The organism is Rhizobium sp. Root1203, assembly GCF_001424945.1.
Taxonomy (GTDB): domain Bacteria; phylum Pseudomonadota; class Alphaproteobacteria; order Rhizobiales; family Rhizobiaceae; genus Rhizobium.
Genome location: NZ_LMCW01000001.1, coordinates 1 through 23,521, shown reverse-complemented (window position 1 = coordinate 23,521; position 23,521 = coordinate 1). Strand labels below are relative to the sequence as shown.

Genomic DNA, 23,521 nt, shown 5'->3' with positions numbered 1-23,521 from the left:
GCCATGTTGAAACACTTTAAAATCCGGACCAAGATCATATCCGTCGTGGCACTTCTCGGGGTGATCGCCATCGGTGGCCTCGTCTACATCGTTCACGAATTCCGTGGCGCCGACCGCGCATACAGCGACTTCATCGACCACGAAGCTCTCGCCGCGATGCTGTCGTCCCGCGCCAGCGCTTCCGCCACAGCCGCCGTGCTGCAGGCAACTTTCATCGCCGAGCTGACACCCGGTACGCCGGCCTTCGATGAAGCCGTGTCTCAGCCGAGCAAGATGCCGCAGGCGCGCGAGCGGCTGGAAATGGCTGCCGGACTCGTCCCGAGCCGGGGAGCTGCGATCAGCGAGATCATCGTCGGTATCGATGAAATGGACGCGTTGTCGAAGCAGGTCGTGGACCTCGCCAAAGCCAAGGACACCGCCGGCATGCACAAGGCGGTCGGTGAACTGAACGCCAAGCTCACTGTCGTCACAGCGAAGATGATCGCCAACAACGACACATTGATGGACCTGCTCAACGATGGCGGCGATGCTCTTTCGGGCGACGTCAACGCAAGGCTCGATCTCTCGTTCGCACTGCTTGCCATTGCTGTTCTCGCCACGATCGGTCTCAGCATCTGGATAGCGCAGGTTGGCATTGCGGCTCCGATGGCACGCCTGCGCGAGCGCATGATGCATCTTGCACAGGGCGACACGGCACGTGCGATCGACGGTCTGGACCGCCGCGACGAAATCGGCCAGATGGCCGGAGCGGTCGCGGTCTTCCGCGACAACGCGATCGACCGCCTCCGGCTTGAAAGCGAGGCGGAGAAAAACCGCAATCTCAGCGATAGCGAACGCCGCGAGCGAGATGCGCAACGGGCGACGGAAGCCGCCGACCTTTCGCGCGCCGTCAGCGCACTCGGCGACGGGCTCCGTGGGCTGGCTGCGGGCGATCTTGCCTCGCAGATCAACACGCCCTTTGTCGGAGATCTCGACACCTTGCGTCAGGACTTCAACAACTCCGTCTTCAAGCTCAACGAGACGATGCAGACGGTTGGCGCCAACGCGCACGCCATTACAGCAGGCGCAACCGAGATCCGCTCTTCGGCCGACGAATTGTCGAAACGCACGGAGCAGCAGGCAGCCTCCGTCGAGGAGACGGCTGCCGCCCTGGAACAGATCACCACAACGGTCAAGGACGCCGCCAAGCGTGCAGAGGAAGCACGATCGCTGGTCGCAAGGACCCGTGCGGGCGCTGAGAAGTCAGGCGAAGTCGTGCGCAAGGCTGTGAGCGCGATGCATCAGATAGAGCAGTCTTCCGTCGAGATCGGCAATATCATCGGAGTGATCGACGACATCGCCTTCCAGACCAACCTTCTGGCTCTCAATGCCGGGGTCGAAGCCGCACGCGCCGGCGAAGCAGGGAAGGGTTTTGCCGTCGTCGCCCAGGAAGTGCGCGAACTTGCACAGCGCTCGGCCAATGCCGCCAGGGAGATCAAGTCGCTGATCACGACATCCGGGGACCACGTGCAGGCCGGTGTCTCGCTTGTCGGCGAGACCGGAAAATCGCTCGACGCGATCGTCCAGGAGGTTCAGGAGATCAACCAGCACGTCCACGCAATCGCCGAGGCCGCGCGCGAACAATCGACGGGCCTGCAGGAGATCAACACAGCCGTCAACACGATGGACCAGGGAACGCAGAAGAACGCTGCCATGGTCGAAGAAAGCACCGCCGCCAGCCACAAGCTCGCGACGGAAGCCGCCGCCCTCAACAACCTGCTCGGCCAGTTCAAGCTGACCGGAACGGGCGGCATCGCGTTCACGCCAGTATCGGCGCCCGCCATCCCGTCGCGACCGGCCGGACAACCGATCGTCACGCGCAAGGCCCCCGTTCGCGTTGCGACCCCCGGCGTATCGCGCGCCAGCACTTCGCCCGCCCGTGCACTAGGACAGAAGCTTGCAAGCGCGTTCGGTGGAGGGGGCAGCACGTCTTCCAATGGAAACCAGGACGCAGACTGGACGGAGTTTTGATCCGGCTGAAAGCCACCTGCAATAACGAAATGGGCGGCTCAGAGCCGCCCATTTTCATATCCGCTTGTGCCAATCGGACCTGCTTGTAGACGCCGCTCAAGCAAATCCGAGAGGAACTTCCTCGATTTTCCGGCCGCGGCCATAGTCACGCTCATAGGAAGAGCGGCTGTCTTCGCGTTTGTAGGCAGCGATCTCCATCTCAGGCATGTGATAGCCGTCCGCATAGGTGCCGGTTTCTCCGGCATCGCCGCTTTCGCGTTTCGCAGTGAATATCTTCAGGAGCATTGCGCTATTCCTCCTCGTGAGCCTGATAACGACCGAAATGCCGCCTCAGTTCCATGTACCGAAGAATAGTTAAAAATTAACCATATCTGTTAGCAGATCGTCAACCGAGTGACATAGCGGACAGGTCGAGCAGGCGTGCGAAATCTGCCGGCACCATTCGCCCAGGCGCACTCCCCGGTCCCGATCGTGAAATCCGGATCGTCCGGCGGATGTCAGTTGGCGGCCGGGACCGGGCAACTCATGTCGCCTTCCTCGCAGTTCAGATAGACCTTCAGCTCCTTGGTGCGCAGTTGCGTCAACCCGTCCAGGCACATCGCATAGATCATCGGGTAGACGCTGCCGTCCGCGGAGCGGGAGTTCGAGAAGGTGCACTCGGCATCGCGGAAGGCAACCCAGCTCCGCTGCGCGGCGACCAGCAATTTCGTCGTTTCCGCGTCACCCTTCAGGCGCTGCTCGATCTGCTTGTAGACCGAGTTGAGTTCGGTGTCGGACTTCTTCAGCGACTTGTCCGCGCATGCGTTCATGGTCGCCTGGTCCTGCGCATTCGTACAATCATCGGCGAAGGCAAGCGATATCGGGCTCGCGGCAAGCGAACCAATCAACAGCAATCGACCCAGCATGGCATTTCCCTTCTCCAGACAGGACCGGCAAGCATCCGCTGGCCGGCTCCCCGAAATCTGATGCGCCCGGGTTCATCGTCAAGCGGCATCGTCGCGGTCGCGGCTGAACGGGAGCGGCGGAAAAGGGCAACAAGCACGCAGTCAAAAATCTGAAAACGTTGCTGGAGCGGGTGAAGGGAATCGAACCCTCGTATTCAGCTTGGGAAGCTGCTGCTCTACCATTGAGCTACACCCGCGTCAGTGCGAGATTTCCAACAGAAGGCGGCCGGTGTCAAGCGGCTGGTTGCCTGTCAGATGCGGAAGTGTTTCGATAGCTTCAGGCCCTGCGCCTGATAGTTCGATCCGAGGCCCGAGCCGTAGAGGCTCGATGGATGCTCCTGCATGTGTTCGTAGACGAGACGACCGACGATCTGGCCGTCCTCGAGGATGAAGGGCACTTCGTGGCTGCGCACTTCGAGAACGGCGCGGCTGCCGCGTCCGCCGGCCGGCGCGTGGCCGAAACCCGGGTCGAAGAATCCGGCGTAGTGAACACGGAACTCTCCGACCAGCGGATCGAAAGGCGTCATTTCGGCAGCATAGTGCGGGGGAACATGCACGGCTTCGCGGGAAACGAGGATATAGAATTCATCGGGATCGAGGATGAGTTCGTTGCGCCCGCGGCTGAAAAGCGGCTCCCAGAAATCGTAGATATCGTGCTGCGCCTTCTTGTCGACGTCGACGACGGCGGTGTGATGCTTACCGCGGTAGCCGATCAGCCCGTCCTTGTCGCCTGCGAGGTCAATCGACAGCGCGATCGCCCCGCCCGACACGTTCGGCAACTTGCTCGCCACCAGCGTTTCCGCGTCGTGCAGCGCCAGCAATTCAGATTCGCCCAACAACGCATGGCCGACGCGGAAGCGGATCTGCGACAGGCGCGAGCCGCGCCGGACGACGATCGGAAACGTGCGCGGGCTGATCTCGAGATAGAGCGGGCCTGAGTAGCCGGCGGGAATCTTATCGAACTCCTGGGCATAGTCCGTTATGACGCGGGTGAAGATATCGAGGCGACCGGTCGAACTCTTGGGGTTTGCCGAGGCCGACATGTCGGCAGGCAGATCCAGTCTCTCCATCAGCGGCACGATATAGACGCAGCCTGTCTCCAGCACCGCGCCCTGCGTCAGATCGATGACATGGAGGCTGAGACGATCCAGCTTGTCTGAAACGAGGTGAGACGGTCCTGGCATGAAGCTCGCGCGAACGCGGAATGCCTTGGTGCCAAGCCGCAGATCGAGGCTCGCCGGCTGGATCTGATCGCGATCCAGCTCGCGCTCGGAGACGAGACGCCCCGTCTCAAACAGCGCGGCTATTGCGCGGTCTGCCAAAATTCCTGTGTCGCGAGCCATCATGCCCCATCCATATTTGCCGCAGACAAAACCAAACTCGAGGAATTGACGCAAGCGCGGAACGGCAGTATTGCAGCTTTATCCCGTGGTGATTTGGCCGGTCGGCTTGCAGCCACGTTAAACAAGTGGCTAAATAGACCGGGGTTAAACCGGTCTGCATTCGCGGCCGGTTTTTTTGTGTTTGAAAGTGGTGATGGCATGAGCAAGACCTGGCGCCCGGCAACCCAACTCGTCCACGGCGGAACGATCCGCTCGCAATACGGCGAAACCTCCGAGGCAATCTACCTAACCCAGGGTTTCGTCTATGATACGGCGGAAGCCGCCGAGGCGCGCTTCAAGGGCGAGACCGAGGGCTACATCTATGCCCGCTACGGCAGCCCGACCAACGATATGTTCGAGAAGCGCATGTGCGCGATGGAAGGCGCTGAAGAAGCCCGCGCCACGGCATCCGGCATGGCCGCCGTCGCCGCTGCCATCCTTTGCCAGGTGAAAGCCGGCGACCATATCGTCGCCGCCCGTGCCCTCTTCGGTTCCTGCCGCTGGGTGGTGGAGACGCTGGCGCCGAAATACGGGATCGAATGCACGCTGGTCGACGGACGCTACCTGGAGAACTGGGAAAAGGCGATCCAGCCGAACACCAAGGTGTTTTTCCTGGAAAGCCCGACCAACCCGACGCTCGAAGTCGTCGATATCGCAGGCGTCGCCAGGCTCGCCAATCAGATCGGCGCCACTGTCGTCGTCGACAATGTGTTTGCGACACCGATCTTCCAGAAGCCCCTGGAGCTGGGCGCCCATATCGTCGTCTACTCCGCGACCAAGCACATCGACGGCCAGGGCCGCAGCCTCGGCGGCGTGATCCTTTCCGACAAGGAGTGGGTGACCGAGCATCTGCAGGACTACTACCGTCACACCGGTCCGGCAATGTCGCCGTTCACGGCATGGACGCTGCTGAAGGGCCTCGAGACCCTGCCGCTGCGCGTCAAGCAGCAGACCGAAAACGCCGCCAGGATCGCGGATTTCCTGGCCGAGCAGAAGCAGGTCGCCAAGGTCATCTATCCCGGCCGCAAGGACCATCCGCAGGCCGATATCGTCGCCAAGCAGATGAAGGGCGGCTCGACACTGGTGGCGATCGAGCTGAAGGGCGGCAAGGAAGCAGCGTTTGCGCTGCAGAATGCGCTCGAGATCGTCAGGATTTCCAACAATCTCGGCGACGCCAAAAGCCTGATCACGCATCCGGCAACGACGACGCACAAAAACCTCACGGACGAAGCCCGCGCGGAACTCGGCATTTCGGCGGGGACGGTTCGCCTCTCCGCAGGCATCGAGGACACGGACGACCTGATCGAGGATTTCGCCCAGGCGCTTGCCAAGGTACAGGCGTAGACAGCGCTGCCGCTGGTCGGACCGCAACCGGTCCGGCCAGTCTCCAGATCCGTCAGCAGCGCAGCCATTCGCGCCAGACTGGCAAGGATTCGTATAAGCACGCAAAAAATGTCGCCATTACGGGCATTTAAAAGGCGATCAGCGCCGGGTTTATTGACGTGTCGAGCCTCTTATAAGATACCAGTAACGTATTCTGACTAAGGTGTAGGCATGTACCGCGCCCTGACACGAGACATTGAAGTGATCGTCGAGCCCTTTTATCTGGAGGAGCAATCCGACCCGGAGGACGATCGGTATGTCTGGGGCTACCGGATCGTCATCAGCAACAATTCCGATCTGACCGTCCGCCTGGTGAACCGTTACTGGAACATTACCGACCAGAACGGCGTGGTCGACGAGGTGACCGGTGCCGGGGTGGTCGGCGAGCAGCCGCGGCTCGAACCGGGCGACACCTACGAGTACTCGTCCGGCTGCCCTCTCGACACGCCATCGGGCCTGATGTTCGGCCACTACCAGATGGAGACGGCCGAAGGCGAGTTCTTCGATGTCGAGATACCCGCCTTCTCCCTGGACTCGCCCGGACTGCTTAGAGTCCTCAATTGATCATTCTGCCGCCTGCGTCAGTTCTTCGACCTCGAAACGATAGGTCGTGGAGCAGAATTCGCAGGTGACCGCAACCTGCCCCTCCTCCTGGCTGGCGTCAATTTCCTCGGCTGAAAAACCTCTGAGGACGCCCCTGATCTTTTCCCGCGAACAGGAACAGCGATCGAACACCGCGCGGGGCTCGTAAACACGCACGCCGCGCTCATGGAACAGCCGGAAGAGCAGCCGCTCGGTACCGACCAACGGATCGGTCAACTCGTCGGCATGGATCGTCTCGACGAGCGAGCGTGCCTCGGCCCAGGCGTCGTCGTCGGCGTGATGGCCCGCACTCGTGTCGCCATCTCCTCCGTGGAGATCGGGTTGGCGCATGCGCTCGGGCGCCTCGGGCAGGAACTGCGCGACAAGGCCGCCAGCCCGCCAGCGATGGCGCGGCTTGCCCGTTTCGTCGCGGTCAAACAGTTCGGCCGCAGCCAGGCGGACACGCGTCGGGATCTGCTCCGACTGGCGGAAATAGGTGCCGGCGATGTCTTCCAGCGTGGCGCCATCGAGAGCGACGATGCCCTGGTACGGCTGGCTGTACTTGCCCTGATCTATCGTGAAGGCGAGCATGCCTTTGCCAAGCAGCTGTTCCGGCTCGGTCTCGCCGGCGGCGACAGCCTTGTCCAGCAGCGTCTGGTCGAAGCGGGCATAGGCGCGCACGTTCTCGGGCGTCGCGAAGTCGGCGACGAGCAGGTCCACCGGGCCATCGCCCTTGGTCTGGACGGTGAACTTCCCTTCGAATTTCAGCGACGTGCCGAGCAGCACGGTCAGGGCGATCACCTCGGCCAGCAGGCGGGCGACGGGCGCGGGATAGCTGTGGCGCTCAAGGATTGCATCGAGCATCGGGCCGAGCTGGACGGCGCGCCCGCGCACATCCAGGCCTTCGACCTGAAAGGGAACGACGTGATCGTCGCCGGCGAAATCGAACTCGCCGAGGGCGGCTGCTGCTTCTGCCATGGTCTTCTCCTAGTCGTCAGAGCGGCAGACAGGTGTGCCCATCCGCTCGCGCGGCCCCAGGCCTTTCGGGCCAGATGTGCCGTCCATTATGGTTCAGATCGCACCCAGGCACCAAGCAAGAATCGACTTCTGCGCATGAAGACGGTTTTCCGCTTCATCGAAGACCACGGATTGCGGACCGTCGATCACCTCGTCCGTAACTTCCTCACCGCGATGGGCGGGCAGGCAGTGCATGAACAATGCATCCTTGCCGGCCTGCGCCATCAAAGCCGAATTGACCTGATAAGGCTGGAAGACGTTGTGACCCCTGGCCCGATGTTCCTGATTCATGGAGACCCAGGTATCGGTCACCACGCAATCGACGCCGGCGACCGCACGGTCGGCATCATGACCAAGCATGATTTCGGCGCCCTCATTGCGGGCCCAGTTCAAATAGTGATCCTTCGGCTCGGAACCAAGAGGCACGGCCATGTTCATGCGATAGCCGAAACGGGCCGCCCCCTCGATCAGCGAATGCAGCACGTTGTTGCCATCCCCAGTCCAGGCAACCGTCTTGCCCTTGATCGGGCCGCGATGCTCCTCGAAGGTCATGACATCGGCCATGATCTGGCAGGGATGGGTGTCGTCCGTCAATGCATTGATCACAGGAACGGTCGCGTGCTCCGCAAGCTCCAGCATCCGCGAATGCTCGGTGGTGCGGATCATGATCGCATCGACATAGCGCGAGAGGACCTTGGCCGTGTCGCCGATCGTCTCGGCGCGGCCGAGCTGCATTTCCGTGCCGGACAGGAACAGTGTCTCGCCGCCGAGCTGGCGCATTCCGACATCGAAGGAAACACGCGTGCGGGTCGAGGGCTTTTCGAAGATCATCGCCAGCATCTTGCCGGCAAGCGGCTTGTCGCCCTGGCCGGCCTTGAACGCCTGCTTGCGTGAAATGGCGTCATTCATGATGACCCGGAGGTCGGATGACGTGACTGCGGAGAGATCGAGGAAGTGTTTGGGGGAAGCCATCTGTCTTTACCTATCAAGCCCGCCGTCCGGCTGGGCACCTTATCCGTTCAAGCCGTCTTCTTGACCTTGGAAGCGCGCACGCTCTCGGCGGCGCGCTCAAGTCGGACGAGCCCTTCGCGGGCTTCGTCGGCGGTGACGACCAGAGGTGGAAGCAGCCGGATGACATTGTCGCCGGCGGGGATTGCCAGAAGATGAGCGGCACGGATCGCCTGCAGCAACTCCGCCGACGGCACGGCGGCCTTGACGCCGAGCAGCAGGCCCTCGCCCCTGACGTCCTCGATGACATCGGGAAAGCGGTCCTTGAGCGATGCCAGCCCCTGGCGGAAGACGAGGGAAACGTCATTCACGTGCTGGAGGAAGCCGTCTTCGAGAACGACGTCGAGCACGGCGTTGCCGACGGCCATGGCGAGCGGGTTGCCGCCGTAAGTCGAACCATGTGTGCCGGCCTTCATGCCCGAGGCTGCCTCGGCCGTGGCAAGGCAGGCGCCGAGAGGGAAGCCGCCGCCGATACCCTTGGCGACAGCCATGATGTCAGGCGCAATGCCGGACCACTCGTGGGCAAACAGCTTGCCGGTGCGACCGACGCCGGTCTGGACCTCGTCGAGGATGAGCAGCAGGCCGTTCTCGTCGCAGAGCTGGCGCAACGCCCTCATGAACTCGTTGGTCGCCGGACGGACACCGCCCTCGCCCTGCACGGGCTCGATGAGGATAGCGGCCGTTTCGTTGGTAATCGCCGCACGAACGGCTTCGACATCGCCGAACGGGACCTGATCGAAGCCGGGCGCCTTGGGACCGAAGCCCTCGAGATACTTTTCCTGGCCGCCTGCGGCGATCGTCGCCAGCGTGCGACCATGGAAGGCGCCTTCGAAGGTGATGATATGGAACCGCTCCGGATGACCCTTGGAATACTGGTAGCGGCGCGCGGTCTTGATCGCGCATTCGAGCGCTTCGGCGCCGGAGTTGGTAAAGAACACCTTGTCCGCGAAAGTTGCAGCGGTCAGGCGCTTGGCCAACGCTTCCTGGCCCGGGATCTCATAGATGTTCGAGAGGTGCCAGACCTTATCGGCCTGCTCCTTCAAGGCGCCGACGACATGAGGGTGGCCATGGCCGACGGAGGTCACGGCGACGCCCGCGCCGAAATCGAGATATCGCTCGCCAGTTTCGGTAATCAGCCACACGCCCTCGCCTCGCTCGAACCGCAACGGGGCACGAGAATAGGTGTCATAAAGCGGCGCGGCTTCAGCCATGGCGCGATCTCCTGTCATTGGCAAACGAGCTACCGGACTCCGGCTAAGAAGCAGGTCCGAAAAATTAAAAATGCCGCCTTTCGGCGGCGAGCAGCACTATTTACTTTTCGCACTGCAATGTCAACAAAACTGAGGTTTTACTGCATGCGTCAAGCTGCCATTCGGGTCGCGCGGACCTATCAACAGCTATTGTTGCAGAAATGACTCGCACACCCAGCAAGTTGGGGAAAACTTGAAATTCGATTCGCCGGGATTCAACCGACTCTTGTCACGGAGTCGGCCTCACACTAGGTTAAAACTCAATTACTAGACTGCATGCGGCGGAACTAGTCACCAACATCGAGCAAGCGTTTGTTGCTTCGGATGCGTCCGGGGCAGCGGTGAAGGATTCTGCCTACACCAACGCAATTAAGGCGGAGACAGGGGCATGAACTGGACAGACGAGCGCGTTGAAAGACTGAAAAAGCTTTGGGCCGAAGGCCTTAGCGCCAGCCAGATCGCAGCACAACTTGGCGGCGTAAGCCGCAACGCCGTGATCGGCAAGGTCCACCGGCTGTGCCTGCCGGGCCGCGCCAAGGCCGGCGGTACTGCGGCGACCGCGAGAACACCCAAGCGCACCACGTCGGCGCCGCGCGCTCCGAACTATGCATCCCGCGTTCCCACCCGCACCGTCACCCGCCAGCAGGGCGCGACGATGCTGAAGGAAGAGATGGAAATCGACGCGATCGAGGAGGTGAGCTATCGCCCCTCTTCCAACGTGGTCCTGCCGATCTCCCGTCGTCTCGGACTGACGGAACTGACGGAGCGCACCTGCAAATGGCCGGTCGGCGATCCACTGAAGGACGACTTCCATTTCTGCGGCTGCGAGTCTCCTGACTCCTCACCCTACTGCACCTACCATCAGCGCATGGCCTACCAGCCGGTCAACGAGCGCCGCAGGGCAGCCAACCGGGTCGCCTGATCCGGAAGCCGGATAAGGAACAAGAAAACGGGCCCGCGCGGGCCCGTTTTTCGTTGGCACCGGATTGGAAGCCTGAGGCTTCCAATGGAAAGCCTCAGGCTTCCATGGAATATCCAGCGCCGCGAACGGTACGGATGACGTCCTGCATATTGGAAAAATTCAGCGCCTTGCGCAGCCGCCCGACATGGACGTCGACTGTCCGTTCATCAACATAGATGTCGTGGCCCCAGACGCCATCCAGAAGTTGCGAACGCGAGAAGACGCGGCCCGGCGATGCCATGAGGAACTCCAGGAGGCGGAATTCGGTCGGACCGAGGCGGACTTCGCGGCTCTTGCGATGGACACGGTGCGTTTCACGGTCGAGTTCGATATCGCCGCATTTCAGCAGAGACGACAGCACCTCCGGCTTTGCACGGCGCAGCATCGCCTTGACGCGGGCAACGAGTTCCGGCGTCGAGAACGGCTTGACGACGTAATCGTCGGCGCCGGTCGAGAGGCCGCGAACGCGCTCGCTCTCCTCGCCGCGGGCCGTCAGCATGATGATCGGCAAGCGCTCGGTTTCCGGGCGCTGACGCAGCCGGCGGCACAGTTCGATGCCGGAGACGCCGGGCAACATCCAATCGAGGATGAGAAGGTCAGGCGTTCGCTCCTGCAACCGGATCTCGGCCTCATCGCCGCGCAGAATGGTATCGACCTCGAAGCCTTCGGCCTCAAGATTATAGCGAAGAAGCACGCTGAGTGCTTCCTCGTCTTCAACGACTGCAACTCTTGGGATCATTCGTTTCGGTCTCCTGGGGACGCGGTTCCGGAACGGCTATTCCGTGACAGCACCAACGGTATTGGCGGTGTCGTCCTTCGGGCGTTCGCCTTCCGGCTGGGCGCCGGTCGCCATGTAGTAGATGGTTTCGGCAATGTTGGTGGCGTGGTCGCCGATACGCTCGATATTCTTGGCGCAGAACAGGAGATGCGTGCAGCTGGTGATGTTGCGCGGGTCTTCCATCATGTAGGTCAGCATCTCGCGGAAGAGCGAGGTGTACATCGCATCGATTTCCTCGTCGCGCTCGCGGATCGACTTCGCCTTGTCGGCAGCACGGCTGGTGTAGACATCGAGCACCTCCTTGAGCTGGACGAGCGCCAGTTCGGAGAGATGTTCGAGGCCACGGGCCAGCTTGCGCGGAACGCCGCTGCTTTGAACGGCGATGACGCGCTTTGCAGTGTTCTTGCCAAGGTCGCCGACACGCTCGAGGTCGGCCGCGATGCGGATAGAGCCCATGATTTCGCGAAGGTCGGCAGCCATCGGCTGGCGGCGGGCGATGGTGATGATCGCCTTGTCGCCGATCTCGCGCTCGGCGTGATCGAGGATCACGTCGTCCGAGATGACCTTCTGGGCAAGCGACGTGTCGCCGTTGACCAGGGCGCGGACGGCGTCAGACACCATCTGCTCGGCGAGGCCGCCCATCTCCGAAATACGGCGGGACAGGAATTTCAGGTCGTCGTCATAGGCGGAGTAGATATGTGTCGATGCCATAGGGCTTATCCTTGAATGTCCTGAGGGTTTCCAGCGCCGGAGATCAACCGAAGCGGCCCATGATGTAGTCCTGGGTCCGCGGGTCATCCGGGTTGGTGAACATCTTGTCGGTATCGTTTTCCTCGACAAGGTTGCCGAGGTGGAACATGGCGGTGCGCTGGGAAACGCGGGCAGCCTGCTGCATCGAGTGCGTGACGATGACGATGGTATAGCTTTCGCGCAGTTCGTGGATAAGTTCCTCGACCTTCGCGGTTGCGATGGGGTCGAGCGCCGAGCACGGCTCGTCCATCAGGATGACCTCCGGGCTGACCGCGATGGCGCGGGCGATGCAGAGACGCTGCTGCTGGCCACCGGAGAGACCGGTACCCGATTCATGCACGCGGTCCTTCACCTCGTTCCAGAGGCCGGCGCGCTGCAGGCTCTGTTCGACGATCTGGTCCATATCGGACTTTGCCTTGGCCAGGCCGTGAATGCGCGGGCCGTAGGCGACGTTTTCGTAGATCGTCTTCGGGAATGGGTTCGGCTTCTGGAACACCATGCCGACGCGGGCGCGCAGTTCGACGACGTCGATATCCGGATCGTAGATATCATCGCCATCGAGCGTAATCTTGCCGGTGACGCGGCAATTGTCGATCGTGTCGTTCATGCGGTTCAGGCTGCGCAGGAAGGTGGATTTGCCACAGCCAGACGGGCCGATGAGGGCCGTTACAGTGTTTTCGCGGATGTTCAGCTTCACGTCAAAAAGCGCGCGCTTGTCGCCGTAGTAAACCGAGACGTCCTGGCCGATCATCTTATACGGAATGGTATTCATCTTCTGATCAAGCGCCTTCTCAACTGCTGCTTCCGTCAACATGTTCATGATGTTTACTCCGTTTACCAGCGACGCTCAAAGCGACGACGCAAGAGGATGGCTCCAAAGTTCATGACGATCAGGAACAGGAGGAGAACGATGATGGCGCCTGAGGTACGCTCGGTGAAGGCGCGCTCGGCTTCGTTGGCCCACATGTAGACCTGCACCGGCAGAGCCGTGGACGGGTCGAGCGGGGTGGTCGGAGCATTGGCCACGAAGGCGACCATGCCGATGAGAAGCAGCGGCGCGGTTTCGCCCAGCGCATGCGCCAGGCCGATGATGGTGCCGGTCAGGATGCCGGGCATGGCAAGCGGCAGGACGTGGTGGAACACCATCTGCATCTTCGAAGCGCCCAGCCCGAGAGCCGCGGCCCGGATGGATGGCGGTACGGCGCGCAGCGCTGCGCGGGTCGCGATGATGATCGTCGGCAGCGTCATCAGGGTCAGCACCAGTCCGCCGACCAGCGATGCCGAGCGCGGGAGGCCTGCAAAATTGATGAAGACTGCCAGCCCCAGCAAGCCATACACGATCGACGGAACAGCCGCGAGGTTGTTGATGTTGACCTCGATCAGGTCGGTCAGCTTGTTCTTCGGTGCGAACTCCTCCAGATAGATCGATGCGGCGACGCCGATCGGCAGTGCGAGGATGAGCACGATCAGCATCAGGTAGAGCGAGCCGATCAGCGCGACGCCGAGGCCGGCGGCTTCCGGACGGCTGGAGTTGCCGTTGACGAAGAGTCCGGTGTTGAATTCCTTGTGCAGGGCGCCGCTGGCTGCGAGCTGGTTCATCCAGCCGACCTGCCGGTCGTTGACCTTGCGGTTCTTCTCGTCAACCTTGAGATCGATCTGGCCCTTGTTGGCAGAGTCGATGTTGGCGTCGGCAAGCAGGGTGACGTCGACGGTCTTGCCGATCAGCGACAGGTCGGCGAGAACCATGTCACGCAGCATGACCGGAGCCCCCTTGGAGATCATCGCGGTTGCGTCGCGCACTTCGGGGCGGCTGGCGGCGTTGACACCCAGCATCTTGATCATCGCGTCGCGGATCAGGACCGGGTAGTTGGCAGCCACAAGCACCGACGGATCGGTGGCGCGCTTGTTGTTCGGGTCCAGCGTTTTCTCGCTGAACTCGATCGGCAGCGTGATCGCCGTCTGCTGGAAGGCGGTGTAGCCTTTGCTGACGATGGTGGTGAGCAGTATTGCGAGGAAAATCAAGCCGAAGGAAATGGCAGCGATGCCATAGGCCTGGAACCGGCGTTCAGCGGCGTAGCGGCGCTTGATGCCGATGTCGCGGCGGGCCGGCGCCTTGGAGACGACCACGCCAGCGGGGGAAACAATATCCGTCATTCGTACTGCTCCCGGTATTTGCGCACGATGAATAGCGCGTAGATGTTGAGGCAAAGCGTGATGAAGAACAGCGTGATGCCGAGCGCGAAGGCAACCAGCGTCTGCGGCGAGGTGAATTCCAGGTCACCCGTCAGCTGGTTGACGATCTTGACCGTCACCGTCGTCATCGGTTCGAACGGGTTGATCTGGATGCGGGCCGCGACGCCGGCCGCGAGCACGACGATCATGGTCTCGCCGATCGCACGGGACGCAGTCATCAAAAGCGCGCCGACGATGCCGGGAAGCGCTGCGGGCAGGACAACCTTCTTGATGGTTTCGGAACGCGTAGCGCCAAGGCCGAGCGAACCGTCGCGAAGGGCGCCGGGCACGGCCGTAATGATGTCGTCCGACAAAGAGGAGACGTATGGGATCAGCATGATGCCCATGACGATGCCCGCCGTCAGGACACTCTGCGCCTGGATGAAGTTGGTATAGTCGCCGGTCAGAAGGCCGTTCACCTGGGACGACAGGTCGCGCAGGAAGGGCCCGACCGTGATCAGTGCGAAGAAGCCGTAAACGATGGTCGGGATACCGGCCAACACCTCAAGAAGCGGTTTGGCGACCGAGCGGACCTTCGGAGCGGCATATTCCGCCATGTAGATCGCCGCGAACAGGCCGACCGGAACGGCGACCAGCATGGCAACGAAGCCGATGTAGAGTGTGCCAAGAAGCAAGGGAATCAGGCCGAACTGGCCGAAGGAGGAACTGCCTGCTCCGGCAAAGCGCGGATCCCAGACGGTACCGAAGAAGAAGTCGGCGGCGGGGACCGCGGCGAAGAAGTGCGCGGCCTCGGTCAACATCGACAGAACGATGCCGACGGTCGTGAGGATCGCAATCGACGATGCCAGCAAAAGACCCCAGAGCATAACGCGCTCCACGCGGTTGCGAGCCCGAAACCGCGGCGCGACCTCGCGAAGTGCATAGAAGCCGCCGGCAACGGCCAGAACGAGCACGACCGCGGTCATGACGGCGCGGCTTGCTGCGCTCTCCACATTCAGCTTCTGGGCGCCTTCTATCATGTATGGCTGCGGTTGTCCTGCGAGCGGAACACCCTTTGCCGCCAGTTTCGCCTGAAGGGCGGCCGGATCGCTTGCACCGGCGTCAATCTCCTGCTGCATGAGCAGTGGCAGGCCGCGCGCAATCGCGCTGACCATCCCGAAGCTCAGGTTCTGTTGGGCGGTCGACTGCGCCTTGACGTCATCCGGAAACCCGCCACGGACGGAAGATTCGATAATCGAGGGGCTGATGGCCAACCAGGCACAGAGCACGATCAGTGCCGGCAGGATCGCCCAGATGGCGGCGTAGGCACCGTAGTAGCCTGGCCGGGAATGCAGTGCCGAGGACTTGCCTCCGGCAAGCGCCGTCGCGCGGCCGCGTGCGGCCAGGAAGGCAACCGCGCCGAGCACCACGAGGCACAAGAGTATGACGGATGTACTCATTCGTTAGGTCCCCAGGCCCTTGGCCCCAAAAAAGCAGACACGGCAGACGGGCCGATCCGGCTTCCAATCATGGAGAATTCGACCTTTGTCGCTTCGATGCCGCGGACAAAGGCAATGCCGGCGCGTCCTTTTGGGCCGCGCCGGCAAAGTTGATTACATGGTCTTGCCGTCTTCGACCGACTTGCGGATCGTTTCGCGTTCTGCGTCCGGAGCGGCAACCAGGCCGTATTCGACGAGCGGGCTGTCAGGGCCGATCATCTGTTCGGATACGAAGAAGTTGACGTATTCCTTCAGGCCCGGGATGACGCCGAGGTGAGCCTTCTTGACGTAGAAGAACAGCGGGCGGGAAACCGGATACGTGCCGTCAGAGATCGTTTCGGTCGACGGGACGATGCCGTTGACGGTTGCAACCTTGAGCTTGTCGGCATTGTTTTCATAGAAGGACAGACCGAATACGCCGACGCCCGTCTTGTTGGCAGCGATGCGTGCCAGCGTTTCCGGATAGTCGCCGTCGATATCGACAGCAGCGCCGTCCTTGCGGACTGCAACGCAAGCCTTGTTCTGAGCGGCCGCGTCGGTGATCGAGGCCTTGATCACGTCGAGCGCTCCTGAAGCCTTGCAGCCTGCTGCGAGAACGTTCACTTCGAAGACTTCGCGGGTGCCGTGCTTTTCGCCCGGGATATAGGCAGCGATGTCAACAGCGGGAAGCTTCGGATTGACTTCGGACCACTTCTTGTAAGGGTTGGCGACGAGCTTGCCGTCGACGACGACCTGAGCGGCCAGAGCCTTGTAGATGTCAGTCGGAACATAGGCGACATCGGGGTTGGACGAGTCGGTTGCGAAGACGATGCCGTCATAACCGATCTTCACTTCCTGGATGTCGGTGACGCCGGCGGCCTTGCAGGCGTCCAGTTCCTTGGCATTGATCGGGCGCGAAGCGTTAGCAACGTCGATGGTGTCAGGGCCGACGCCCTTGCAGAATTCCTTGAGGCCCGCGCCGGTGCCACCGGATTCGACGACCGGCGTTTTGAAGTCCTTGAAGGTTTCGCCGAACGTTTCGGCAACGATTTTGGCGTAAGGCAGAACCGTGGAAGAACCACTGACCTGGACCTGGTCGCGAGCAACAGCCGCGCCTGCGAAAGCGGCGGAAGCAGCAAGTGCGGCGACCGTAAGTTTAAAAGCGTTCATATCAATCTCCCGGGCATATAGCGGTCTGAGTGTGGCCTTGGCGGCCCCCTTGCGGTGCCGTCTTCTTCAGCGGCCTGCTCTCTTTAGCCCCCGATGCCTAGAGGTTTTATGTCAGTTTGGTGAAACATTTGTGACAGCTTATATAATTGAACTTGTTACATAAATTATTTTGTCCGCGGTCGCAGTGTTGCGCTTTTATGTCAGAACCGCACGGTAAAGCTCGTTCCCTTGCCCACTTCGGACTTTACAATCAGTCGTGCGCGATGGCGCGTCAGGATGTGCTTGACGATGGCAAGGCCAAGACCGGTCCCCTTCTTCGAGCGGCTGTCCTCGATATTCACGCGATAAAATCGTTCGGTCAGGCGAGGCACATGCTCGGCAGGAATCCCCGGGCCCCTGTCGACAACGGTAACCTCCACCGGTTCCCCCTGGCCGGCTTTGAGGAACACGTCGACCGTCTTTCCTTCCTGGCCGTATTTGCATGCGTTTTCCATCAGGTTTTCAAAGACCTGAACGAGCTCGTCGCGGTCCCCGAGCACCTCTGCTTTTCCCTCCGGAAGGTGCAGCCCGATTTCGACGCCGACATCCCTGGCCAACGGGAGCAGCGAATCCCTGACATGGCCCAGCAACGGGACGAGATCCACCTTCTCGTCCGGCGCGATGTGCGATTTCAACTCCAGTCGCGACAGGGACAGAAGGTCGTCCACCAGCCGGCTCATCCGCGTCGTCTGGTCGAACATGATCCCGAGGAAGCGCTCCTGCGCCTTCAGATCGTTCTTCGCAGGCCCCTGGATGGTCTCGATGAAGCCGCGCAGGGAGGCAAGCGGCGTGCGCAACTCGTGGCTGGCATTGGCGACGAAATCCGATCGCATGCGGTCGATCCGGCGGACTTCGGAAATATCGCGGAACGAAAGGACGAACAGGCGCTCGCCCGCACTGTCATCTGGCCCGAGGTCGACCGGAGAGCTGCGGACGATATAGACGCGCTCGGAAGGCAGACGTTCCGAATGTTCGATCTGATTCGGCGCGTTGGTTGCTATGGTTTCCCCCACCATGTCGAGAATGCCCGGCGAACGCAGCCGCGCCGAAATATGCGCGCCGAGAACGACCTCGCCGAACGCCTTTTCAGCCGCTCGGTTCTGAAACAGAACCGAGGCGTCGCCCGAAAGCACCATGACCGGGATGTCGAGTGCCGACAGCGTGGCGGAAACCTCAGGCAGGAGACTGCGGCGAACCGGCGCCTCGGTATCGACGACCGAGGGGGGCTCAGGGGCGACGACCGCGGGCACCGCATACCACAGGACGGCCGCGGCCATGACCAGCAACAGACCCAGGGCGCCCCACGCGTTCATGCCCGCTGTGATGGCGATGAGTGCAATCGCCACTGCCGCAAGGAGAACGAAGCTCTCCTGGCGGATGCGTGCCATCAGGCTGCGTGTCCATGGCGTTTCCTCTTCCAAGTGTCCCTCGCGACGTCGATTCGTTCTTCTCTGGCTTCAAACTGTGCCTGATAGCCTTAATTCATGACAGAAGTTTTCGGCTGCTGCAGCGATCGAATAAATCGCCGCGATAAGCACAGGATTTTTGCCAGCGGCAAGACGTTTGATTTTCAAGGGAAAATGTGGTCGCCTGCTGCCGGTACGATCCAAGGAGGATACCCATGGCCGACGATGTCGAAAGCAGAGCAGTTGAACTGGATATCCGCGGCAAGAAGCGCGTCTTCGATGTCGACGATCCTGTCCTGCCCGACTGGGTCGACGAAGAAGCGCTGAAATCCGGCGACTTTCCCTACAACAAGAAGCTGAAGGAAGAGGAGTACGTCGAGGATCTCGAGAAGCTGCAGGTAGAATTGGTCAAGGTGCAGTTCTGGCTGCAGGCGACCGGCAAGCGGGTGATGGCGCTTTTCGAGGGGCGCGATGCCGCTGGCAAGGGCGGCGCGATTTCCGCGTCCTCTGCCCACATGAACCCTCGTCTGGCGCGCGTCGTCGCGCTCACCAAGCCGACCGACCGGGAAGCCGGGCAATGGTATTTCCAGCGTTACGTCGCCCAGTTTCCGACGGCGGGCGAGTTCGTGCTGTTCGACCGTTCCTGGTACAACCGGGCCGGCGTCGAGCCCGTCATGGGCTTCTGCACGCCGAAACAATACGAGGATTTCCTGGCGCAGGCTCCGCAGGTCGAGAAGGTGATCGCCCACGAAGGCATCTTCTTCTTCAAGTTCTACCTCGATATCGGCCGGGAAATGCAGCTGAAGCGGTTCCACGACCGGCGGCATGACCCGCTGAAAGTCTGGAAGCTGTCCTCCATGGACATTGCGGCACTGACGAAATGGGGCGACTACAGCGAAAAGCGCGACCGCATGCTCAAGGAAACGCATACGGAATACGCACCCTGGACGGTCATCCATGCCAACGACAAGCGCCGCGCCCGCCTGAACCTGATCCGGCACATGCTGAAATCAATCGACTACGACGGCAAGGACAAGGACGCCATCGGCAAGCCGGACGACAAGATCATCGGCTCCGGACCGGGCTTCCTGAAATAGCCTACTGCCCAGGCAGGATGCGCACGGCGTAAAGGTTGACGCCCCTCGCCTTGCCATCCAGATCGCTGTTGATCAACAACGTGCCAGCCGAATTCGGCGCCATCGAACGGTCGAAGCGCACCTGCAGGAGCACATCCGATTTCTCGCGCGTCACTGTGAATCGATGGCGTGCACAATCGCCGAGCGACTGGAAGTCGCATTCGACGGTTATCTGCGTCGGCTCGTCGGAGGTCGACTGCAACGTGATCGCGATGGTGGAGGACTTGCCGGCCAGCTGCTGCAGCACATCGGCGGGAACGCTGATGCCGACATTGCCGTCACGGTCGCCGCTTTGCGAAACAAGGCGGATCGCCGGGCCGTCGCTTTCGGCGACATTTTCCGTTCGGGATTGCGAACCCTTCACGATCTTGCTCGCGTCGGAGGGCGTGAACACCTCGATCCAGGCAGCGGAGAAGGAATTCTGAGGGTCGATCGTCACGGGCGCAGGGCCGTTGCCCGATGCGGCCGCCTGGTCATTCTCGTCGGCGCCGTCGAAATCTTCCGGAGCCGTGCTCGCCGGCGGATTGGCAACACTGGTATCGCGCTCGGCGGCCGTCATCAGCAGCCCGGACGTATGCGCCCACCATGCACCCATGCCGATGAAGGCAAGCAGCACGCACCAGACGAGAAGCCGGGAAAAGAACTTCCGCGGCTTGCGTCGAGCGGCAGCGCGTTCGGGCCGAAAATCCATGCTGGACGGTCGTCTGTCGGCGGCGAAGGTCTCGGTGGCCTCCGGCGCACCCAGATGGTCGGCGCTGCCCGCATGCACTGCCGCAAGGCTGGATTCGTCGCCAAAGCGCGGATCCGGCCCGACATGCGTGCGTGTCTCCCCGCCGATGGCAGGGCTGTCCGCATCCTCGCGAGCGCGGTGCGCGGCAGGCGGCGGAATTTCGACCACGGGCGGCACCGAGACTTCCGGCGGTCCCTGGCGGGGATGCAGGCGTTCCCTTTCCTCTGCCTCGATCATGTGGATCGTCGCCTCGAGCCTGTGGCGATGATGCGTGACGGCATCCGCGTCGGCTATATCCTGCTTGCGCAGGCCAGCTTCCAGCGCCTGGCGGGCCGATTGATAGATCTTGGCTCGGACTTCGGGATTGTCGCGATCGGCATTGCTGAGCGCCGTTCTGATAGCAGTTTCTAATCCGCTCACGTCCGGTCCTTCGTTCTGAGACCCGGTCCTTCGTTCCGGGAACTGGGCGTCGTACTTAACAGTTTGCAAATGCGGTATCCGGTGGCGCGGGAAACCGCAAGCCTTGCGCGACGCTCAATGCCGCGTCGGCAGGGGAAAACGGTCGCCGCGTCGCGCTTGCCTTCGATATAGACAACAATAACCGATATTTGCCGAACCGATAGAGCAGCCTTTTCCTGCGCGAAAGTCTCTGCTATCAAATTGACGTTTTCGTAAACGTCAATTCCTACGGTGATCCATGGCCCTGCCCCCTATCCTGACGCAAAACCTCAGACTGCCGGTGGTCGCCTCGCCGCTTTTCATCATCTCGCACCCGGCCCTGACGCTTGCACAATGCAAGGCCGGCATCGTCGGCGCCTTCCCGGCGCTCAACGCGCGGCCGGAGAGCCAGCTCGACGAATGGCTCGCCATGATGACCGAAGACCTCGCGGCTCACGATGCGGCGCATCCGGAGCGCCCGGCGGCCCCCTTTGCCGTCAACCAGATCGTTCACATGTCCAACAAGCGGCTGGAGCACGATCTGCGTCTCTGCGTCAAATACAAGGTGCCGGTGGTGATCTCCTCGCTCGGGGCCGTTCCCGAGGTCAACGCGGCGGTGCATTCCTATGGCGGCATCGTGCTGCACGACGTCATCAACAACCGCCACGCCAATTCCGCCATCCGCAAGGGCGCGGACGGGCTGATCGCCGTCGCCGCCGGCGCGGGCGGCCATGCGGGCACGCTCTCTCCGTTCGCGCTGGTGCAGGAAATCCGCGAATGGTTCGACGGGCCGCTGCTGCTTGCAGGCGCGATCGCCAATGGCGGAGCGATCCTCGCCGCCCAGGCCATGGGCGCCGACATGGCCTATATCGGCTCCCCCTTCATCGCGACCGAGGAGGCCCGCGCATCGGATACCTACAAGCGGGCGATCGTCGAGGGGGCCGCAAGCGACATCGTCTATTCCAACTATTTCACCGGCGTGCACGGCAACTACCTGAAACCCTCGGTCCAGGCCGCTGGTCTCGATCCGGACAACCTGCCGGTGGCCGACCCTTCGAAAATGGACTTCGAGCAGGCGGTCGGCGGCGCCAAGGCCTGGAAGGACATATGGGGCAGCGGCCAGGGCATCGGCGCCATCAAGGCAGTCGAACCGGTCGGCAATCTCGTCGACCGCCTGGAAAAGGAGTACCGGGCGGCGCGTGAACGACTGGCCGTCTGAGCCCACCCCTCCCTATTTTCCACAGAGCCGTTCTTTTTTAGCAAAGACACGAGAGGGCGCTTGAAATCTTCAGGCAATGCCTGTATCAGCGCCATGCAAATCGCGGGCCGCACCGTTCGGCCCCGGATTAGCCGCTTTAGCTCAGGTGGTAGAGCACATCATTCGTAATGATGGGGTCGCAGGTTCGAGTCCTGCAAGCGGCACCATTTCTCTTCTGTCCGACCCGGATACATAGGTAACAGTTCGTTCCTAAGACATGGGTGACAACCTCGTGCCGAACGGGTTGTCGATGGTTTGCAATGTCTTCTGCTCCAGGTCGATATATCCCAGATCATRGTGCATGAAGCTGACAAGCCAAATACCRTCATCGACCTCTTTCAGTCCCAGTTTCTGTCCAGCGAGCACGATCGAGATGTTGATCTTCTTGCGATAGATGCAGACCCGTCCGCAGTTGGTGACGAGTACGTCTTCGGCATCCTCACGCGGAATCGCGTTGAGGATTTTAAGTGCAATGTCATCGACCTCTTTCAGTCCCAGTTTCTGTCCAGCGAGCACGATCGAGATGTTGATCTTCTTGCGATAGATGCAGACCCGTCCGCAGTTGGTGACGAGTACGTCTCTGTCGTGGAAGGGATAGTCGATCTCCGGCAGGCCGAGATAGGGCCGCGCAGAGGCGCTGTAGAGATCGGCAGGCACCTTCATGCCGATCGCCTCATGTGGCCTCTCGCGATTGAATTCACCGACGAATTCGTCGAAGCGTACCTGCTGCTGAAGAAACGTCCGTCCGGGTGGTCGGGTTGTTTCCTTCTTCAGTGTCAGATGCATGCGCTCATGCCGGCCGTTCTGCTGCGGATGGCCGGGCTTGATGCGTTCGAGCGTGATTCCGAGCCTGAGCCAGAAGACCGAGAGCTTCGAGAGATTGTAGAGCCCGTTGGGGCTGGCGAACGGCAGGCCGTTGTCGGAGCGGATCGCCTTGGGCAAGCCATGCTCGGCAAAGAGCCGGCCGAAGGCTTCCAGCACAGCGTGCTCGCGGGTCGATTCGAAGGCCTCGCAGGCCAAGAGATAGCGCGAAGCCTGGTCCGTCACCGTCAAGGGGTAACAGTATCGGCCATTGCCCAGCTTGAATTCACCCTTGAAGTCGGTGCACCAGAGGTCGTTCGGGTCAAGTGCCTGCGAGAGTGTCGTCCCCATGGCCTTGTTCGCCCGGTTCCTCTTGCGGGCCTGGCTCACAAGGCCGTGCCGATCCAGAACCGCATGCACCGTGCTTCTGGCTGGAAGACGCACGTCGCCCGCAAGCCTGCGCACCAGAAGCTCCCGGATCTTGCGCGCACCCCAATGCGGCTTCTCCTTCTTCAATCGCACGATCATGGCTTCCACCGGATCGGGCAACTGGTTGGCATAGCGAACCGGCCGGCGCGACCGGTCGCTCAAGGCCTCAAGGCCATCATCCTTGTAACGGTTGAAGATCTTGTAGCCGGTCTTGCGCGAGATGCCGAAATCCCGGCAAACTTCGCTCATGCCTTCGCCCTCCAGAAGCMGGGCGACAAATCGTAGACGCTCTTCCATAACCGAAGTCTCTCTCCACGGCATCAACACCTCCCGCCGAAAGCGAAAAAGTGTTACCCATGTCTCCGGTACAAAACGTCACCTATCTCTCAGGTCGGGCAT

General features: G+C 61.5%; 21 protein-coding genes, 2 tRNA genes and 1 riboswitch. Of the genes, 7 read left to right on the top strand and 16 right to left on the bottom strand.

Features of this window, described 5'->3' with window-relative positions; translation table 11 throughout:
* Positions 1-3 precede the first annotated feature (3 nt).
* Positions 4-2,010 carry a methyl-accepting chemotaxis protein gene (locus ASC97_RS00115; protein WP_057466344.1) on the top strand — a complete coding sequence of 669 codons (2,007 nt, stop codon included), beginning with the start codon at positions 4-6 and terminating at the stop codon, positions 2,008-2,010.
* A 96-nt stretch (positions 2,011-2,106) separates the two neighbouring features.
* Here ASC97_RS00115 and ASC97_RS00110 read toward each other — a convergent pair whose 3' ends face one another.
* From ASC97_RS00110 to ASC97_RS00095, 4 genes are all read right to left on the bottom strand, one after another.
* Positions 2,107-2,295, bottom strand: coding sequence for a hypothetical protein (locus ASC97_RS00110; protein WP_057466343.1), 189 nt, complete (start codon positions 2,293-2,295; stop codon positions 2,107-2,109).
* 212 nt (positions 2,296-2,507) lie between these two features.
* Positions 2,508-2,915 (bottom strand): lysozyme inhibitor LprI family protein, encoded by a 408-nt coding sequence (locus ASC97_RS00105; protein WP_057466342.1) that lies wholly within the window; start codon positions 2,913-2,915, stop codon positions 2,508-2,510.
* Positions 2,916-3,077: 162 nt separating this feature from the next.
* Positions 3,078-3,151 (bottom strand) — tRNA-Gly (locus ASC97_RS00100).
* A gap of 54 nt (positions 3,152-3,205) precedes the next feature.
* On the bottom strand, positions 3,206-4,300 hold the full coding sequence (locus ASC97_RS00095; RefSeq protein ID WP_057466943.1) for a 2'-deoxycytidine 5'-triphosphate deaminase: 1,095 nt from the start codon (positions 4,298-4,300) through the stop codon (positions 3,206-3,208).
* Between the two features lie 72 nt (positions 4,301-4,372).
* Positions 4,373-4,451: riboswitch (SAM riboswitch) on the top strand.
* 44 nt (positions 4,452-4,495) lie between these two features.
* On the opposite strand from ASC97_RS00095, the gene ASC97_RS00090 reads away from it, so the two are divergent.
* A complete protein-coding gene (locus tag ASC97_RS00090; RefSeq protein ID WP_057466341.1) occupies positions 4,496-5,680 on the top strand; it encodes an O-succinylhomoserine sulfhydrylase in 1,185 nt (394 codons plus the stop codon).
* Positions 5,681-5,890: 210 nt separating this feature from the next.
* Complete coding sequence (gene apaG, locus ASC97_RS00085; RefSeq protein WP_037060708.1) at positions 5,891-6,283, top strand: Co2+/Mg2+ efflux protein ApaG; 393 nt, start codon at positions 5,891-5,893, stop codon at positions 6,281-6,283.
* Here the strand turns inward: apaG and ASC97_RS00080 are convergent, their stop codons facing one another.
* From ASC97_RS00080 to ASC97_RS00070, 3 genes are all read right to left on the bottom strand, one after another.
* Positions 6,284-7,279, bottom strand: coding sequence for an Hsp33 family molecular chaperone (locus tag ASC97_RS00080; RefSeq protein ID WP_057466340.1), 996 nt, complete (start codon positions 7,277-7,279; stop codon positions 6,284-6,286).
* A gap of 93 nt (positions 7,280-7,372) precedes the next feature.
* On the bottom strand, positions 7,373-8,290 hold the full coding sequence (gene argF / locus ASC97_RS00075) for an ornithine carbamoyltransferase (RefSeq protein WP_057466339.1): 918 nt from the start codon (positions 8,288-8,290) through the stop codon (positions 7,373-7,375).
* Positions 8,291-8,337: 47 nt separating this feature from the next.
* Positions 8,338-9,537, bottom strand: coding sequence for an aspartate aminotransferase family protein (locus tag ASC97_RS00070; protein ID WP_057466338.1), 1,200 nt, complete (start codon positions 9,535-9,537; stop codon positions 8,338-8,340).
* A gap of 427 nt (positions 9,538-9,964) precedes the next feature.
* On the opposite strand from ASC97_RS00070, the gene ASC97_RS00065 reads away from it, so the two are divergent.
* The gene (locus ASC97_RS00065) at positions 9,965-10,498 is read left to right on the top strand and encodes a GcrA family cell cycle regulator (protein WP_057466337.1); all 534 of its coding nucleotides are present in this window, start codon (positions 9,965-9,967) and stop codon (positions 10,496-10,498) included.
* A gap of 94 nt (positions 10,499-10,592) precedes the next feature.
* Here ASC97_RS00065 and phoB read toward each other — a convergent pair whose 3' ends face one another.
* From phoB to phoR, 7 genes are all read right to left on the bottom strand, one after another.
* A complete protein-coding gene (phoB, locus tag ASC97_RS00060) occupies positions 10,593-11,276 on the bottom strand; it encodes a phosphate regulon transcriptional regulator PhoB (RefSeq protein WP_057466336.1) in 684 nt (227 codons plus the stop codon).
* Between the two features lie 36 nt (positions 11,277-11,312).
* Entirely contained in the window at positions 11,313-12,026 is a 714-nt protein-coding gene (phoU, locus tag ASC97_RS00055) for a phosphate signaling complex protein PhoU (protein ID WP_057466335.1), read from the bottom strand.
* Between the two features lie 43 nt (positions 12,027-12,069).
* Positions 12,070-12,885, bottom strand: a complete 816-nt coding sequence (gene pstB, locus ASC97_RS00050; protein ID WP_037060696.1) for a phosphate ABC transporter ATP-binding protein PstB — start codon at positions 12,883-12,885, stop codon at positions 12,070-12,072.
* 14 nt (positions 12,886-12,899) lie between these two features.
* Positions 12,900-14,219 carry a phosphate ABC transporter permease PstA gene (gene pstA, locus ASC97_RS00045; RefSeq protein ID WP_057466334.1) on the bottom strand — a complete coding sequence of 440 codons (1,320 nt, stop codon included), beginning with the start codon at positions 14,217-14,219 and terminating at the stop codon, positions 12,900-12,902.
* Complete coding sequence (gene pstC, locus ASC97_RS00040; RefSeq protein ID WP_057466333.1) at positions 14,216-15,697, bottom strand: phosphate ABC transporter permease subunit PstC; 1,482 nt, start codon at positions 15,695-15,697, stop codon at positions 14,216-14,218. Before pstC ends, pstA begins: the two co-directional genes overlap by 4 nt.
* A gap of 153 nt (positions 15,698-15,850) precedes the next feature.
* Complete coding sequence (locus tag ASC97_RS00035; protein ID WP_057466332.1) at positions 15,851-16,885, bottom strand: substrate-binding domain-containing protein; 1,035 nt, start codon at positions 16,883-16,885, stop codon at positions 15,851-15,853.
* Between the two features lie 200 nt (positions 16,886-17,085).
* Complete coding sequence (gene phoR / locus ASC97_RS00030) at positions 17,086-18,312, bottom strand: phosphate regulon sensor histidine kinase PhoR (RefSeq protein WP_057466331.1); 1,227 nt, start codon at positions 18,310-18,312, stop codon at positions 17,086-17,088.
* A 233-nt stretch (positions 18,313-18,545) separates the two neighbouring features.
* Here phoR and ppk2 point away from each other — a divergent pair, with 233 nt between their 5' ends.
* Entirely contained in the window at positions 18,546-19,427 is an 882-nt protein-coding gene (gene ppk2 / locus ASC97_RS00025) for a polyphosphate kinase 2 (protein WP_057466330.1), read from the top strand.
* 1 nt (position 19,428) lies between these two features.
* On the opposite strand, the gene ASC97_RS00020 is transcribed toward ppk2, so the two are convergent.
* A complete protein-coding gene (locus ASC97_RS00020) occupies positions 19,429-20,616 on the bottom strand; it encodes a hypothetical protein (RefSeq protein WP_057466329.1) in 1,188 nt (395 codons plus the stop codon).
* Between the two features lie 277 nt (positions 20,617-20,893).
* Between ASC97_RS00020 and ASC97_RS00015 the strand changes: the two genes are divergently transcribed.
* Both ASC97_RS00015 and ASC97_RS00010 read left to right on the top strand, forming a co-directional pair.
* A complete protein-coding gene (locus ASC97_RS00015) occupies positions 20,894-21,853 on the top strand; it encodes an NAD(P)H-dependent flavin oxidoreductase (protein WP_057466328.1) in 960 nt (319 codons plus the stop codon).
* A 130-nt stretch (positions 21,854-21,983) separates the two neighbouring features.
* A tRNA-Thr gene (locus tag ASC97_RS00010) sits at positions 21,984-22,059 on the top strand.
* Between the two features lie 43 nt (positions 22,060-22,102).
* Here ASC97_RS00010 and ASC97_RS00005 read toward each other — a convergent pair.
* A complete protein-coding gene (locus ASC97_RS00005; protein WP_057466327.1) occupies positions 22,103-23,443 on the bottom strand; it encodes an IS481 family transposase in 1,341 nt (446 codons plus the stop codon).
* Between the last annotated feature and the right edge of the window lie 78 nt (positions 23,444-23,521).